The organism is Bacteroidales bacterium (genome assembly GCA_023229505.1).
In the GTDB taxonomy this organism is placed as follows: Bacteria; Bacteroidota; Bacteroidia; order Bacteroidales; family JAGOPY01; genus JAGOPY01.
Window position 1 is genome coordinate 21,894 of sequence record JALNZD010000009.1, and the last position, 17,417, is coordinate 39,310.

12 protein-coding genes are annotated in these 17,417 nt (G+C 45.7%); 11 read left to right on the forward strand and 1 reads right to left on the reverse strand.

Features of this window, described 5'->3' with window-relative positions:
* Positions 1 to 2: 2 nt before the first annotated feature.
* Complete coding sequence (locus M0Q51_04940) at positions 3 to 1,379, reverse strand: tryptophanase (GenBank protein MCK9399323.1); 1,377 nt, start codon at positions 1,377 to 1,379, stop codon at positions 3 to 5.
* A 243-nt stretch (positions 1,380 to 1,622) separates the two neighbouring features.
* Here M0Q51_04940 and M0Q51_04945 point away from each other — a divergent pair, with 243 nt between their 5' ends.
* The 11 genes from M0Q51_04945 to M0Q51_04995 all read left to right on the forward strand — a co-directional run bounded on the left by M0Q51_04945 (position 1,623) and on the right by M0Q51_04995 (position 17,409).
* Positions 1,623 to 2,207, forward strand: a complete 585-nt coding sequence (locus M0Q51_04945; protein MCK9399324.1) for an RNA polymerase sigma factor — start codon at positions 1,623 to 1,625, stop codon at positions 2,205 to 2,207.
* Positions 2,204 to 2,779, forward strand: a complete 576-nt coding sequence (locus tag M0Q51_04950; protein ID MCK9399325.1) for a hypothetical protein — start codon at positions 2,204 to 2,206, stop codon at positions 2,777 to 2,779. The genes M0Q51_04945 and M0Q51_04950 overlap by 4 nt, the downstream gene beginning before the upstream one ends.
* A complete protein-coding gene (locus tag M0Q51_04955; protein ID MCK9399326.1) occupies positions 2,754 to 3,860 on the forward strand; it encodes a hypothetical protein in 1,107 nt (368 codons plus the stop codon). Before M0Q51_04950 ends, M0Q51_04955 begins: the two co-directional genes overlap by 26 nt.
* A gap of 74 nt (positions 3,861 to 3,934) precedes the next feature.
* Positions 3,935 to 4,708: a DUF2807 domain-containing protein gene (locus M0Q51_04960; GenBank protein ID MCK9399327.1), complete on the forward strand. Its 774-nt coding sequence runs from the start codon at positions 3,935 to 3,937 to the stop codon at positions 4,706 to 4,708.
* A gap of 28 nt (positions 4,709 to 4,736) precedes the next feature.
* A complete protein-coding gene (locus tag M0Q51_04965; protein ID MCK9399328.1) occupies positions 4,737 to 5,267 on the forward strand; it encodes a hypothetical protein in 531 nt (176 codons plus the stop codon).
* A gap of 121 nt (positions 5,268 to 5,388) precedes the next feature.
* A complete protein-coding gene (locus tag M0Q51_04970; GenBank protein ID MCK9399329.1) occupies positions 5,389 to 6,009 on the forward strand; it encodes a hypothetical protein in 621 nt (206 codons plus the stop codon).
* 64 nt (positions 6,010 to 6,073) lie between these two features.
* A complete protein-coding gene (locus M0Q51_04975; protein MCK9399330.1) occupies positions 6,074 to 7,342 on the forward strand; it encodes an IgA Peptidase M64 in 1,269 nt (422 codons plus the stop codon).
* 188 nt (positions 7,343 to 7,530) lie between these two features.
* A complete protein-coding gene (locus tag M0Q51_04980) occupies positions 7,531 to 8,436 on the forward strand; it encodes a bifunctional enoyl-CoA hydratase/phosphate acetyltransferase (protein MCK9399331.1) in 906 nt (301 codons plus the stop codon).
* A gap of 11 nt (positions 8,437 to 8,447) precedes the next feature.
* On the forward strand, positions 8,448 to 9,524 hold the full coding sequence (gene buk, locus M0Q51_04985; GenBank protein ID MCK9399332.1) for a butyrate kinase: 1,077 nt from the start codon (positions 8,448 to 8,450) through the stop codon (positions 9,522 to 9,524).
* Positions 9,525 to 9,781: 257 nt separating this feature from the next.
* Complete coding sequence (locus M0Q51_04990) at positions 9,782 to 13,282, forward strand: GEVED domain-containing protein (GenBank protein ID MCK9399333.1); 3,501 nt, start codon at positions 9,782 to 9,784, stop codon at positions 13,280 to 13,282.
* Between the two features lie 215 nt (positions 13,283 to 13,497).
* The gene (locus M0Q51_04995) at positions 13,498 to 17,409 is read left to right on the forward strand and encodes a GEVED domain-containing protein (protein ID MCK9399334.1); all 3,912 of its coding nucleotides are present in this window, start codon (positions 13,498 to 13,500) and stop codon (positions 17,407 to 17,409) included.
* Positions 17,410 to 17,417: the final 8 nt, after the last annotated feature.

Below are 17,417 nucleotides of genomic sequence, written 5' to 3' on the forward strand. Positions count from 1 at the left end.
ATTTAAAATTTCTCAAGTTCGACAGTAAAGTGCCTCAGAATCGTCGCTTCCCGGGTAATGCGAAGTCCGGTTTTGATCTCATCACGTCGGTCCCAGATATTTTTCAGGCAGGCAGCCACGTAATCCATGTGGTTATTGGTATAGACCCGCCGTGGGATGGCCAGGCGCATCAGTTCCAGCTTCGGGTAACGGTTCTCCCGTGTTACGGGGTCACGGTCTGCCATCAGGGTACCAATCTCCACGCCCCTCACGCCGCCTTCGATGTAAAGCTCCACTGCGAGGGTCTGTGCCTGGAATTGTTCTTTCGGTAATTTAGGTAAAAATTTACGAGCATCGACGAAGATTGCATGGCCGCCATAAGGTTGCTGCACCGGGATACCAAAGTCGGAAAGCAGTTTACCCAGGTAAGCCACCTGCTCTACCCTTGTTTCCAGGTAATTGAATTCCGTCCCTTCATAAAGCCCCTGTGCCAGCGCGTTCATATCGCGGCCCGACATCCCCCCGTAAGTGATATATCCTTCAAAAAGAATATTAAAGACACTGGCCTGGCGGTAGAGCTCCTCCTCGCGGAAAGCGATGAACCCACCCATATTCACAATCGCATCTTTCTTGCTGCTCATGGTCATGGCATCCACATAACTCATCATTTCCTTGACGATATCGCGGACAGAAATATGCCCAAAACCCGGCTCACGCTTTTTTATGAAATAGGCATTCTCGGCAAAGCGTGCGCCGTCAAGGATAACCAATACCCCATATTTTTTAGCCATGGCGGAAACAGCTTTCAGATTTTCCATCGAAACTGGTTGTCCTCCGGGTGTATTGCAGGTCACGGTGACGATAATCATGGGAATCTTCTCCCGGGGGCTTGCTTTCAGGACCCCCTCCAGTTTTTCAAGGTCTATATTGCCTTTAAAAGGATGATACACTGAAGTATCGTATGCTTCTTTTATGGTGCAGTCAACTGCAGTGGCATGACGAAACTCGATATGTCCCTTTGTAGTGTCGAAATGGGCGTTGCCGGGAATTATATTGCCTTCTTTCACCAATACTGAAAATAAGACATTCTCGGCAGCTCTGCCTTGATGAGTGGGCAGAAAATAATCAAATCCCAGGATCCCCTGGATCGCTTCTTTCATTTTGAAATAGGAGGAAGCCCCTGCATAGCTCTCGTCACCCAACATCATGGCCGACCATTGGAGGTCGCTCATGGCCCCGGTGCCGGAATCGGTCAGAAGGTCGATAAAAACGTGTCCGCTCCGAAGGTTGAATAAATTGTATCTGGCTTCTTTTATCCATTCCTGTCTTTCAGCTTTAGAGCTGCGGTATAGAGGCTCCACCATTTTTATCTTATATGATTCAGCAAAAGGCAATTTCATGGGAGGATTAATTGAAAATTGAAAATTGAAAATTGAAAATGGAAGCAGGATTAGTGATTAGTTGTACTGCTTACAATGAATGAAATGATCAACAATGAAATTCGTCCCTGTTCTTCAGATTCAGGTACATGAATTTTTTAGATTTGAATTGCCTGTAAATCATTAAATAATGCTGTTACTTGCATCATCAAAAATAAAAAAAATTTTTACTTTTAATGAAAATGCAACCCAAGATATTTTATTTTGTCTTTACCGTTGAATAATCCAAACAGGAAACCGGAAGTGGAGCAGACGGATATCAGCAGAGATATCATAGATCGCAGCAAAAAAGGGGACAGGCAGGCTCAATACCAGCTATATAAGATGTATGCCAGGGCCATGTTCAACATCTGCTATCGAATGATGAACGACAAATCCGAAGCTGAAGACATGTTGCAGGAATCATTTTCAGAGGCGTTCCGCCGGCTTGACAGCTTCCGCCACGAATCTACATTCGGGGCCTGGTTGAAAATGATCGTGATCAACAAGTGTATCAACGAGATCAAACGAAAGAAAGCCCAGTTAGAGTTCTTTGATGATATGTCGCCTTTTGAAGAGGAAGAAGAACTCCAGGATGAACAGGAAATGGGGTTATCTCCGGATAAAATCAAGAAAGCAATGGAGGGGATACCTAAAGGAAGCAGGATGATTTTCTCACTTTATTTACTTGAAGGTTATGATCACCAGGAGATATCGGAAATCCTGAACATCAGTGAATCAAATTCAAAGACGCAGTATATGCGGGCTAAACAAAGAATTAAAGAAATATTAAAAACACAGGTTTTATGAGTATTGACGAATTAGAAAAATATATCCTTGATCATCGCGGGCAATTCGATGATCAGGAACCCGACCCGGCCTTATGGGAGAAGGTTGACACAGGCAAAGCGCCTGTGATCCGGATTAATTGGAAAGATATTGCCTGGAAAGCCGCGGCTGTGGCTGCTATTTTCGTGGCATCTTATTACTTCCACGATTACATGGCATCCCGGAAACAATCGTCCCAGAACCTCATGAGTAAAAATGCTGAAGTTAATTCACCGATAGTAAGGGAATTGATCGAAGCGGAAGCCTATTACACTTCACAAATCGACATGAGAAAAGAAGAGGTATTCCGGCTGACCGCATCCAATCCGGAAGTGCGCCGTGAAATAAACCTTGAAATGGTTGAACTTGACAGGGTTTTTACAGAATTGAAGGAGGATCTGAAAGATAATGCAGACAATGAAGAAGTCATAGAAGCCATGATCCAGAACTACCGCCTGAAGCTTGACATCCTGGAAGAAATGCTGCTTCAGCTAAAACAATCAAACGAATCTCAAAATGAAAAAAGCCATGAAGACACACCTATCGAATTATAAATACCTGGTGATTTCCGCCTGCCTGGCCATTAGTTTTTCGCTGACCGGCCAGACTTTCGAGAATAGCCGGACACTCAGGGAGGCATACAGGATCGCCTCGAACGTGGAGGTACAGGTGATCAACAAATACGGGGATATTCATCTGATTCCATGGGAAAAAGATTCCGTTGTTTTTGAGATTGATTTTTCCGTAACCTCCAATAAACAAGCTAAAGCCGATAAGATCTTTGATTATATCGATTTCGATTTTAAAGCGACAGCTTATTACGTGATCGCCCAGACTGTTTTCGAAGGGCAGAACACTATCTGGAGCGAAATGGCAGATGTTGCCAGTACGATTTTCAGCAGCGGAACCAGTACACGGATCGATTACACGGTTTATTTTCCTGCCGGGAACGACATCAGGATCGAAAATAAGTTTGGAAACATATACACCACGGATCATACCGGTAGAGTCGATATCAATTTATCTAACGGTGATATGAAGGCACATACTTTCAGTGGCCCGGCCAGGCTTAAAATCGAGTTCGGGAATGTGAGCATTGACGAGATCACCAACGCGAATATTTCGCTTGGATATGCGGAATTCAACCTTGAAAAAGCGGGTGAGATCAATTTTGAAACCCGTTCATCCAAACTGTATCTTAATTCGTGTGAAAAACTTCACCTGGATTCAAAACGGGACCGTTATTACATCAAATCAGCCGCAGAATTGACGGGTGATGTCTTTTTCTCCTACCTGAGCCTTGATAAAGCAACGTCGAAAATCAATCTTAAAACTAATTACGGTGATTTTAAACTCCTTGATATCTCAGAAACTTTTCTTCGCATGGATTTCTTCTCTCAATATTCGGATATTACGTTATACCTGAATGACGAACACCTGTATGAGCTTGATATCATAAGGGATGACCATTCACAGGTCATTTCCTCGACTGCCCTGCTCTCACAGAAGGAGGATCCGGTAGATGGCGTTGATGACACCTTCCGCTCGGTAATTACAGCTGGAAACCCTGTTAAATCAAAGGTTCCTGTAAATATCCATATTAAATCCGGTAAAATTTATTTAATGGGGTCATAAATATTTTTGAAAAATGTAACCTTCGAGAAATCATCTTGTCTTTAACATTAAAATTAATAATCATGTCAAAATATATGAAAACAAAAAATGTCATGCCTGGGCTCTTTCTTCTGATGACCGGGCTCATGTTTACCGGATGCTATGATCACTGGCGCCATGTGGAAGGAAACTATGATGTCACAACCGAAACCCGTCAATATACTGCTTTTGACAGGGTGATCAATGAAGGTAGTTTTGATGTTTACATAATCCAGGACGGTTTGAGTGAAGTGATGATTGAAGCCGAATCAAACCTCATTCCCCTGATCAGGACCCGCATCCAGGGATCTGCCCTGGTGATTGATACCCAGGACGATCTCAGGAACAATTACCCGATGAAAATTTATGTTCATACCAATGAGCTCGATGAAGTAAAACTCAGCGGCTCAGGATTGATGCACGCAGAGGATATTGTTACCGGAGATCTGGAAATCCATCTTTCAGGGTCCGGAGAAATATTCTTTTCCGGTACAGCCGAGGACGTAACATGTTCCATCTCTGGTTCCGGTTCAATAGATTTAGGCCTGGTCTGCAATGAATTGAATGCTGATATCAGCGGCTCCGGTGAAATGGAGGTTTGGGGCACTGCAAACAATGGGGATTTTCATATTTCCGGATCTGGCTCTATCCATGCTTATGACCTGACGCTCCAAGAGTGTTATGCTAAAATTTCCGGGTCAGGAGACATGTATCTGACTGTCGAGGATTACCTTAATGTCAAAATCTCAGGAAGCGGTGATGTTTATGTTATGGGGTCCCCGGATATAGATACTGATATAACCGGTTCAGGGGCAGTAATTCATCCTTAATAAATTACTTAATAATTACATGAGAGAAATGAAGATAACGTCAAGAATATTCATGATAATTGCCCTGGCTTTGTTGATTTCACTGGCAGAAGCGCAGGAAAATCAAAAACAGGCCGGGTTCAGGTTTGGAAATACTACAGGTTTTACCGGCAGGATCATTACGGAAAACAACTTTGCTTTTGAAGGCATACTAGGGTTCAGGAATGGCGGGGCGCAACTATATGGATTGTTTGAAGTCCGGAAACCACTTTATTTAAACCGGGTGGAAAACATGTTCTTCTATTTCGGCGGTGGAGCTCATGTAGGTTTTGTCCGCTGGAATGAATATGATTATAACTACGATCCTTTCGACAGTGATGAGGATTATATGGATGATAATAAATACTGGCATACCGGACCGGCATTTGGCCTCGATGGCATAATCGGGATGGAATATTTTTTTAATTCCGCTCCTATCAGTCTTGCTATCGATTTTAAGCCATTTTTTGAACTATATGGACCTTTTTATCTGAGGGCAAATTTCTGGGATTTCGGATTCCATGTGAGATATAACTTCTGAATTCTGCCCGCCCGAACGACGTTCAGTCGGGCGGGAGTTCTGAGTTCTGAGTTCTGAGTTTTTATTTTTAATTTTTAATTTATTTTTTACAATGAAAACAAGAATACTAATAATTGGATTAATGACTTTAGGAATCATTGCGGTGTCTTATGGTCAGGAAGAAAAAAGCAAAGAAATGAAGACTATTTTCGGGAATACTGATCACAGGATCAGTCATGGCGGGTATGCAGCCCTTTCGGTTGGATATACTCAAATCGATGGAGAGGATGTTATGACTCTTGGCGGCCGTGCCGGTTGGTTGATTGATCATCATGTTACGATCGGGCTTGCCGGGAAAGCCTTTATGAACTCAGTTTTTATTGAAGGAGACTTTCCAAATATCACTGAAAATGGATTGTACCTGTCGGGTGGTTATGGTGGATTTTTCGTTGAGCCGATTGTTGCTCCAAATTTTCCGGTACATGTTTCATTTCCAATACTTATTGGTGGTGGTGGTTTAGTTCTGAATGATCAAACCTGGCATGATTATAACTGGGAAAATGATTATGATGAGCCTTATGATTGGGACTCCTATTTTGTTGTCGAGCCCGGAGTGGAAATCGAACTGAACGTAATAAAGTGTTTCAGAGTGGCATTTGGGGCTTCTTACCGATACACCAGCAATTTGCATATGGCCTATGTGCCGAAGAACCTGATGAACGGCTTTAACGGGAGCGTGACTTTCAAGTTCGGGAAGTTCTGAATATTGAAATTATTGGTCAGCTGTTGATTAACTATTTGTAATTTCACCATCCAAAAGTTAACCTATGCGCCTGACCTTTACGATACTGCTTTTTGCACTGGTAGCCACATCAACCGCACAGTTTGGCAGATACTTTAAAAACCGGACACTCCGTTTCGATTACTTTCATTCGGGGAGTTTTGAAGTTGAATACGTCATGCCTGATGAAATGATTGTCGAAGGGAAATGGGCCGGCCCGAGAAAAAACCTGATAGATCCGTTCGACTACGGCGCTGATAAAATAATGGTGTATGATTCTGTTTCTGATAAATTGATTTTCACCAAAGGGTTTTCCAGTCTTTTCATTGAATACCAAGCTACGGAGGAGGCAAAATCGCAGTGCGGTAACTTCCCGGAAAGCATTCTGATGCCTTTGCCAAAAAAAACCGTCAGGCTTGAGTATTACAGCAGAGGAAAAGATATGATTTGGGTGAAAAGATATGAATCATTTATCAATCCAAAGAAGGATGATTTTAAAATCAAAACTGGAAATACTTATCCCGCCGAGACGATCCTGCGTTCGGGCAGTCCGAAGAATAAGCTTGACCTGATCTTTCTTCCGGAAGGTTATACGCGTGCGGAATTGCCTGAATTCCTGGAAGATTGCTCACGTTTCACAGGATATTTATTCGAGACTGATCCTTATGGACAGTTTATCAAGAAAGTTAATATCCGGGCCGTTATCGCCCCTTCAGAAGAATCAGGAACGGATAATCCCGGTGATACTATATCCCGAAGCACCTTACTGAATTCAAGCTTTTACACCTTCGGATCTGACCGCTATCTTATGACCACCGATTTTAAAAAAGTCAGGGATGTAGCCTCCAGTGTGCCATACGACCAGATTATCATCCTTGTTAACCATCCGCGGTATGGAGGAGGTGGCATCTATAATTTTTATGCTATTTCTACCGTTGACAATGAGAACTCAGGGTTTGTTTTTACACATGAATTTGGTCATTCCTTTGCCGGTCTTGGCGATGAATACAGCGGTGCAGGCTCAGCAACGGAAGATGTGTATTCTCTCGATAAAGAACCCTGGGAACCGAATATCACAACCCTCGTAAATTTTGATGCAAAATGGAAGGACATGCTTCCTGCTGACACGCCCGTGCCAACACCTCCAACCGATGAATGGAAAAAAAAGACAGGTATTTATGAAGGAGCAGGCTATATGGAAAAAGGTGTTTTCCGCCCCTACATCGACTGCTCTATGAATTTTATCAGATTTAATAACTTCTGCCCTGTTTGCCAGAGAGCAATAAAGGAGATGATTGTTTACTATACCCGCTGAGAAGTTGACAGTTGACAGCAGACAGTAGGCAGGAATCCGAAGACAAAAACTGTCAACTGCCGACTGTCAATTGTCAACTCGAATCTGGAATCTGGAATTTTATATTCCAACTTTTTTTGTACTTTTGCACTGTTATTTTTTTAACAATAGCTATCGAATTTATTAATTTTCAATAAAATAATAATAAAATGCTTAAGAAATTATCAGATCTTCATGATATTGTCAGGAAGAAACAACAGACGAAAAGACTAGTGCTGGCGGTAGCTCATGATGAACATTCTCTGGAAGCAGTCAATGCTGCGGTCAAGAAAAAATACATTGATGCCATTTTAGTTGGAAATGCAGAGGAAATTAAAAGGATCGCCGAAAAGAATAAAAAGATCGATCTGAACCAGTTTGAGATCATCAATGAAATAAATGATGCTGAAGCAGTTGCCAAGGCTGTTAAACTGGTGCATTACGGGGAAGCGGATATCCTGATGAAAGGCAATGTTGGGACGGCAACCCTTCTGAAAGGCGTCCTTAACAAGGAATGGGGATTGAGGAAAAACGAGGTCATTTCACATATAGCTATATTCGAGGTGCAGGCTTATCATCATAAGCTGATCTCGCTTGCGGATGTGGCCATGAACATTGCCCCCGACCTGAATACAAAGATCGGAATCATCAACAACTCGGTGGAATTCTTACGCAAATTGGGCATAGAAACACCGAAGGTGGCTGTCCTGGGAGCAGTCGAGCTGGTCAATGAAAGCATGCCGGCCACGATAGACGCAGCTTTGCTGTCGAAAATGGCCGAGCGTGGCCAGATCAAGGATTGCATCATCGACGGTCCGTTGGCTTTTGATAACGCCATCAGCGCCGAAAGCGCCAAACATAAGGGGATCAAGAGCATAGTGGCAGGCGATGCCGACTTGCTGCTCCTGCCCGACATTGAATCCGGAAATGTCCTTTACAAGGCATTCGTTTTCTTCGCTAAAGCAAAGGTAGCCGCTGTCGTTCTTGGTGCCCGCGCACCCATCGTGCTTACATCCCGTTCAGACTCGGAAGAGTCGAAGTTGGATAGCATCGTGCTGGCGGCTGCTATTGCGTAAATAGTCATTATATGGAAGATATTTTCATTATCGCTATCAATCCAGGGTCGACATCGACCAAGATCGCGGTTTACCGGAACAAGGAGTGCATATTTGAAGAGAACATCAAGCACAGCACGGAGGAATTAGCTCCTTATGAAAAGATCACAGACCAGTTTGAGTTCCGGAAGCAGGCTATCCTGCAAAGATTAAACGGAACCAAACTCGAACGTGATAAAGTCAGGGTGATCATGGGCCGGGGCGGGATGGTCCATCCGATCGAATCCGGTGTTTACCGAATCAATGAAAAGATGAAGCACGACCTGGTAAACAGCCCGGTGGGAGAGCATGCCAGCAATCTTGGCGGTTTCATTGCCGAAGACCTGGCGAAAGAATTTCCGAATGCCGAAGCTTATATCACCGATCCGGTGGTGGTCGATGAAATGGACGAAATCGCCCATATTGCAGGGCATCCGGCTTTTACGCGTAGATCAGTCTTCCATGCGCTGAACCAGAAAGCGACAGCCAGAAGGCATTCCATTGCGGTTGGGAAAAAATATGAAGAGCTGAACCTGATCGTAGTTCACCTCGGAGGTGGTATCAGCATAGGCGCCCATAGAAACGGAAGGGTGGTCGATGTGAACCATGCCATCGGCGGGGAAGGGCCGTTTTCCCCGGAACGCGCAGGCAGTGTCCCTGTTATTGATGTGGTTAGACTTGCCTACACCGGAAAATATACCGAGAAAGAATTTACCAAAATGCTGATCGGTCAGGGTGGACTTGCTGCCCATTTAGGAACAAACAATGCCTATGAAGTGGAACAGCGCGTGAAAAGCGGCGATCCGCACGCCACCCTCATCTATGAAGCCATGGCCTACCAGGTTTCTAAATTCATTGGCACCATGGCGGTTGTCTTAAAAGGAAAAGTCGACGGCATACTCATCACCGGTGGCATTGCCTACGATACATGGTTCGTCGACAAACTCCGGGAATATGCCGGTTGGGTCGGGCCATTCTTTATCTATCCCGGCGAGAATGAAATGGAAGCCCTTGCGATGAACGCCTGGCGAGCCCTCCATGGCGAGGTCGAGGTGAAGGAATACAGCTGATTCAGTTCAAAGTTCAAAGTTCAAAGTTCAAAGTTCAAAATTCCAAATTCCAAATTTCTGACTTCTGTCTTCTGTCTTCTGTCTTCTGTTTTCGTCTTTTGTCTTCTGTATTCTGTCTTCTGTATTCTGTATTCATTTTATAGGCTTAATTCCGTAACTAAAATTCAGGGTGGAAAACTGTTGTTGATAGAATAGTTTTACCTTTGTAAAGAATTAATATATCCATAATTAAACCAACAGACTTTATACGATTAAATATGAAAAAATTCTACATCCTGACTTTAGCTGCCCTGATCCTGTCAAGCGGCTATGTTTTCGGCCAAAAGGAAGCACAGCATCAGAAAGATGCCGAACGCGCGAAAAAAGTAGATACCCGTATTGACAACAACGGGTATTGGAAAAAGATGGCAGCATTAGGGCTTGCCAGACTTAATCCCGTCACCCCGGTAAAGCCGGCAGTATATGTAGGCAGCGAGATCCGGGCCTTCAGTGTAATCACTGACGATTCACCCGATGTAGCGGTAGCGACAAGCAGTTCTACCCAGAGTGAAAACTCCGTCTTCGTTCATCCGGATGATAACCTGGTGGTTATCAATTCAAACAATTCGACCCCGAACCCTTCTGACGGCAGCATTTATGGTGCCAATTGGTTGGGAACTGAAGATGGAGGCTTAAACTGGAGCGGGACAGTCCAGGGAGCCGGTGGTTATAATTGGGGCGACCCGGTAGCGTTGATCGGGTTGGATGGCGCTTATTATGTCGGAGCTATCACGTCTAGTTTCGGACAGTCCGTGGCTAAATCAACCAACCAGGGAGGGTACTTTACTGTTTACAATGTAGCAAATGCAGGTGGCGAAGGTCTCGATAAAAACCATCTTTGGGTTGACAACAGCCTTATCAGTCCTTACAGCAATTATTTGTATGATGCCTGGACCGATTTTGGTGGCTTTGCCGATGGTAATATAGCTTTGTCACGCTCAATTAATGGCGCAGTAAACTGGTCAACCCCTGTTAATGTAAGCAGCGCTGTGAATGCAGGCAGCCATTGCCAGGGGGTAAACATCAATACCGGCCCTAATGGCGAGGTTTACGTAATCTGGGCCATCTATGACGGTTGGCCGACAGATGAAACTGCGATCGGTCTTGCCCGCTCTTTTAACGGAGGGGCTACCTTCGAGCCTGCAACGCGTATTATCCAGAATATACGCGGCATCAGGGCCACCGGTGTAAACAAAAACATGCGGAACAATTCTTTCCCCAGCATGGCTTGCGATATCAGCGGCAATGAATACAATGGAAATATATATATCGTTTGGTCGAACGTGGGTGTGCCGGGGATTAATTCCGGCAATGATGTTGATGTTTATATGTCACGTTCTGAAGACCTTGGTGTCACCTGGTCCACCCCGGTAAGGGTCAATCAGGATCCTGTCGGCCAGGGAAGCAAGCATTATTTCCCCTGGATTACCTGTGATCCTGAAAATGGCATGCTGAGTGTGGTGTTCTACGATGACCGTAACGTGGGTGGATACCAGTGCGAAGTTTATTGTGCCAATTCCAGTGATGGCGGAGAAACCTGGGAAGATTTCAAGGTCAGTGATGTTGCTTTTACCCCGAGTCCAATTCCTAATATGGCTGATGGCTACATGGGGGATTACCTCGGAATCAGTGCCCGTGGCGGATGGGTTTATCCCGCCTGGGCCGACAACCGGACCGGTTCCGCTATGACCTACGTTTCCCCTTATGAGACCAACCCGCTTAGCAAACCAACGAACCTGACTGCGGAAGTAACATTTGAGACCGGCATTACCGACTTGCAATGGAGGTTCGATGAAATGCCAGATTTCAGCTATTTTAAGATATACCGGGGAGTAGATTCCATCGGCATAACCTATGATACGGTTTATAATGATCAACTGCCGGATTATGGCATTTATCTTTATAAAGTAACTGCCAAATATTCAGATGGCAGTGAATCAAGTTCTTCCAATGCAAGTGTCCAGTGGGGCGATGCTCAAATCAGTGTTAATCCTTTAGAAATAGAGGAAACCCTTCAACCTGACAGTTCCGTCACACGGATGGTCACGATCAGCAATATCGGCCAGCTTGAAATGAGCTACAATATCAGCATGTTCATTCCATCAGACGCATCCGTCGATGCGAGGGCTTATTGCGGAGCAACCGGGGGCTGTGATGAATACATCAGCCGGGTGCAGCTCAACGAGATCGATAATTTGAGTAACTGCACTAATTATGGCAATTATACTAACCTGTCCACTACTATGTCGGTTGGAAGTTCTTACCAGATTACCGTTACAAATGGTACCCCGATTTATTCGGAAGACCAATGCGGGCTTTGGATTGACTGGAACCAGAATGAGGTATTTGATGATAACGAATCAATCCCGATGAACGGTTCTCCTGGTGTTGGTCCTTATACTGCTACAATCTCACCGCCTGTCGGAGCAATGCCCGGGGAAACCCGTCTCCGCACCCGTATCGTTTATTATCAATCGCCCATACCCTGCGGTGCGTTAACATACGGTGAAGTTGAGGATTATACTGTAAACGTGTCAAGCTGGCTGTTTGCCGACCCGGTTTCAGGAAACATACCTGCCGGTGAAAACATGGAAATCGCCGTTACCCTCAACGCCGTTAACATGGCACTCGGAACTTACACTGCAGAACTGAATGTTTTCAGCAATGATCCGGACGATCCGGAAATCACAGTTCCTATTACCATGCATGTCGCTGAAGTAGCAGTAATCGTCAGTGCCGATCAGGAGACTATCTGCCTGGGCGAAAGTGTCCAGCTTACATCTGAGGTCATTGGCGGTTCAGGTACTTTTACCTATACATGGACCTCCGATCCGGCAGGATTTACCTCTGGTGAGGCCAATGTCACTGTTACGCCGGATGTCACCACCACTTATTTCCTTGAAGTTTTCGACGGATTCTTGACATTTGGGGATCAGATCACCATACAGGTTAATCCTTTACCCAGTGTGTATATCGGAGCCGATACTGCTATTTGCCAGGGTGAAAGCCTCGTGATATCAGCCGGAGAAGGTTTTGCTTCATACTTGTGGAATACAAGTGAAACGACTACGTCGATTGAAACGGCGGTCGAAGGAGCATACTGGGTGGAAGTCACCAATGAGTTTGGTTGTGCCAGGTTAGATACCCTCTATCTTATAGTCACTCAATTCCCGGTAAAACCTGTGATTTCTTCCGGTCCCGCTACAGTGGATAATTATAACGCCACTTCTTCAACCTATAGCTGTGCAGAAGATCCATATGTCACAACTTTCCAGTGGTCTGTTACTCCTTCTGAAGCAGGCACTACCTCCAGCACCGGCACAAACGGTGAATTCGCCTGGACAGCCGGTTACACAGGCTCTGTTCTGATAACTGTCATGGGTTTGAATGACTGCGGAAACAGTGAATTTTCGGATGCTTTTGCAACTGAGATCTATTCCTCGGCAGGTTTGAATGAAATTTCCACGGACAGGCAACTCATCATCTATCCTAATCCTGCAGACGGTAAGGTTACTGTCAGGTTGCCTTCGCAAAAGACCTTCACCGGTGACCTTACAGTTACAGATGCAGAAGGATCAACGGTTTATAGCCAAACGGGCGTAACGATCACCGCCGGCGACAATGTAACCCTGGATCTCGGGCAACTATCAGAAGGAGTTTATTCTTTGAAATTATCATCCCAATCCGTGGTTTATTACGGAAGGATTATTATGAAATAGTATGCGGTAGGTCATTTGCTTTTATCGCAAAGACGTTAAGACGCTGAAGTGCAAGTGGTTTAATGCCACGAGATGACATCTCAGCGTCTTTGTCATTTTACACTTTGATTGAAGTTCCCGTAAAAATATTCTTGCATTTTTGCAGATCAATCTATTCTTTCTAAAAATTATCAGCTAAACATTGATTAATTTTGTGCTTATATAATACAATCAATATGAAAACCTTAAAAATCTTTTGCTCGTTTGTGATTTTCAGCTTCCTTAGCATCACACTATTGGCCCAGGGGCCATTACTGTTCGATAAACTGAATACCCGCGTTGATAATTTGGGTTACTGGAAAGCTGCTGCCGAACATGGCCTGACCATGCCTAACCCGCAACGAAGTGCTCCCCCTGCTATATACACCGGTAGTGAGATCCGCGCGGTTTCTGTCATCACAGAGGACTCTCCTGATGTCCTGCTCATCTCCGGAAACACTTCCCAAAGCGAGAATTCCGTATTCGTAAACCCGAATGATGATAATAATCCCCTCAATTCGAATAATTCCACGAACCAGCCGAGTGGCAACATCACCTTTTACGGCGCTGACTATTTATACTCTTTTGACGGGGGCGAAACCTGGGGCGGCTCTATCCTGGGAGCCGGTGTATCCAATTCCGGCGACCCGACTACTGCCATCGGCTCAAATGGACGTTACCATGTTGGCTTTATCAATAACTCATACGGAATGTCTGTCGCTCATTCAGACAACCAGGGTTCAACGTGGATCTCTGTAGTTTGTGCAAATAACCCGGGAGGCAGCGGACTGGATAAAAACCATCTGTGGATCGATAACAGTCCCACCAGTCCATACGAAGGCAACCTTTATAACGCCTGGACAGCTTTCGGAGGTTCAAATAATAACGATATTGAAATCTCCCGTTCCACCAATGACGGGGATACCTGGAGCCCGGTCATCAATGTCAGCCAAATCATTAATGCCGGAAGCCATTCGCAGGGCGTGAATATCCAGACCGGACCGAATGGTGAGGTTTATGCCGCCTTCACCATTTACGACAGCTGGCCTTCTGATGAAGATGCCATTGGCCTGGCCCGTTCCTTCGATGGCGGGCAGACCTATGAATCATTCCGTATTATCGATAATATCAGGGGTATCCGCAGCAGTGGTGTTGGTAAAACTATGAGGGTCAATTCTTTTCCAGTCATGGCAGCCGACATCAGTACCGGGCCTAACCGGGGAAATTTATATGTCACCTGGACTAATATAGGTTACCCGGGAATTAATAGTGGTAATGACGCAGATATTTACATGATCCGTTCTGAAGATAACGGGACTACCTGGTCAGATCCTGTCCGTGTAAACCAGGATCCCTCCGGCCAGGGCAAGAAACATTACTTCGGCTGGATTACCTCTGATCCGGCAACAGGAACACTGAGCATGATATGGTATGATGACCGTAATGTTGGAGGTACCCAGGTGGAAGCGTTTTGCGGCAATTCATATGACGGAGGAGATACATGGGAAGATTTTAAGGTCAGCGATGTTGCCTTTACGCCATCCCCTATCCCCGGGCTTGCAAGTCAGTATATGGGAGACTACCTTGGAATATCGGCCAGGAACGGTAAAGTTTACCCGGTATGGACCGATAACCGGACCGGTACAGCATTGACTTATACGTCACCCTATGAAACCAGCACGATGGTAGCACCGTCTGGCCTCATTGCCCAGTTAAATGAAGAAACCGGGGCCGTTAACCTGACCTGGACCCATAATATCGGTCCGACATTTGACCACTATAACATTTACCGGGGTCTTCAGCTTATCGGGACGACCACATTTCCCTTTTATTACGATGTTCTTCCTGCTTATGGCAATTATCGGTACTCGGTGACGGCATATTATACTATTGAAGGTGAATCAGCACCGGCTATTGCCGATGTTCAGTGGGGCAATGCCCAGGCACAGGTGGAGCCGGAAGCTATTGAAGCTTTTGTTTTACCGGAAGAAAGCACCTCTGTCGTCATGGGATTATCAAACGTAGGCGAGCTTCCGTTGGAATACGAGTCAGGCTTCAGTTTGCCCGGCGATGCGCTTCGTGACACCAAAGCGTACTGTAATGGGATCGGCGGCTGCGGTGAAAGCATCAGTGGGGTAACATATGGCGATGTCAGCAACTTTTCTGGTTGTAATGGTTATGAAGATTTCACCGGTTTGAGCTACCTGCTATCAAGAGGAGAATCTGTTGATATTACGGTTTATAACAGTACAAACATTTACCCTGAAGATGTATGCGGCATCTGGGTCGATTGGAACCAGAACGAAAGTTTCCTTGACGATCCACCTGTTACGGTCAGCGGCTCGCCTGGCCCGGGACCTTATACCGCCACCATTACCGTTCCGGATGATGCCAAAAACGGCACCACGCGCTTCCGGATCAGGATCAAACGCGGCGGGACCCTCAGCCCTTGCGGACTTGCTACTAACGGCGAAGTGGAGGATTATTCCATCAACGTGTTGGGTTGGGTTTCTGCCAGTCCTATGGCAGGGACCATCCAGGCGGGAGAAAGCCAGGATATCACCTTTAATTTCGATGCAAGCGGGCTTGGTGTCGGAACTTACAATGCCAATTACACCATTTTCAGCAACGACCCTGATAGCAGCGAAATCATTGTCCCCGTTACCATGCATGTTGAAACGGTATCTGTTACCGTAACAGCAGACAAAGACAGCATTTGCTTCGGCGGCTCGACTACATTGCATGCCAATATTATCGGCGGCTCCGGAACTTTCACCTATTCATGGACTTCTGATCCTCCCGGATTTACATCTTCTGAATCCGATCCGCTGGTTGCTCCGCTTGTAACTACGGCTTACTTTGTGGAAGTCAGTGATGGCAATGTAATCCTGACAGATGAGATAACCATTACCGTGGTCAATCTGCCGGAAATCGACCTTGGAGAAGACGTGGCAGTGTGTGAAAGCGGAGAAGCGGTATTCGATGCCGGGGCAGGCATTGCAACCTATTTGTGGAGCAATGGCCAGACAGGCCAGTCAATAACCGTGACTGACGCCGGTATCTACTGGGTAGAAGTGGCAAACGATTATGGCTGTTCCAAAAGGGATTCGGTTGCATTTATCATCAACCCGCTTCCGATGATTGGCCTGGGCGCCGATCAGAATTTCTGTGAAGGTTCGTCCGTTATGCTTGATGCAGGCACCGGTTTTGAATCCTACTTATGGAATACCGGCGCTACCAGTTATAATATCAGCACCAATGAACCCGGGGAATACTGGGTGGAAGTGACAGATGCGAATAGCTGTTCCAACCGCGATACTATCATACTGACCATGGTTCCGCAACCGTTAGTGAACCTCGGTGATGATCAGACATTCTGTGAAGGCACTTCTGTTACGCTCAATGGAGGCACCGGTTTCACTTCTTATTTGTGGAGTACGGGTGAAACCAGTTCTTCCATCAACACCGGCGAGCCCGGGGAATACTGGGTGGAAATAACAGATATGAACGATTGTTCCAACCGCGACACTATCGTTCTGACCATGGACCCGCTGCCGGTAGCACCGGAAATCACCTCCGGGCCATCTTCGGTGGATAATTTCCTGAACCCGTCATCTGATTTCACTTCATCGGCCAGTACTTATGCCACCTCCTATGAATGGCGGTTGGAACCCGCTGAAGCCGGTAGTATTTCCGGCACGGGGACTACAGCACAGGTGACCTGGTCATCAGGTTTCACCGGGACAGCCCATGTATCGGTAAAAGGTAAGAATGATTGCGGTGCAGGCAGCTACTCCCAGTCATATGCTGTTAATGTCTACTCTTCACAGGGAATTGGCGATAAAAATGTCATTTCCGGCGTAAAACTATTCCCCAACCCGAATGACGGGGTATTTACCTTCCAGTTACATTCGGGGAAAGAACAGGAAATCAGGTTACAGATCAGTACTTCGGGTGGCAACCAGATCCTGGACAGCAAGGAAAGTATTCCAGTGGGGCTTTATCAGAAAAGCTTCAACCTGAGCACTCTCCCCGGAGGGACATATTACCTGGTCGTAAGTGATTCACATGACAGGATGCTGAGCAGGCAGCAGATTGTGGTACAATAAGTTCAAAG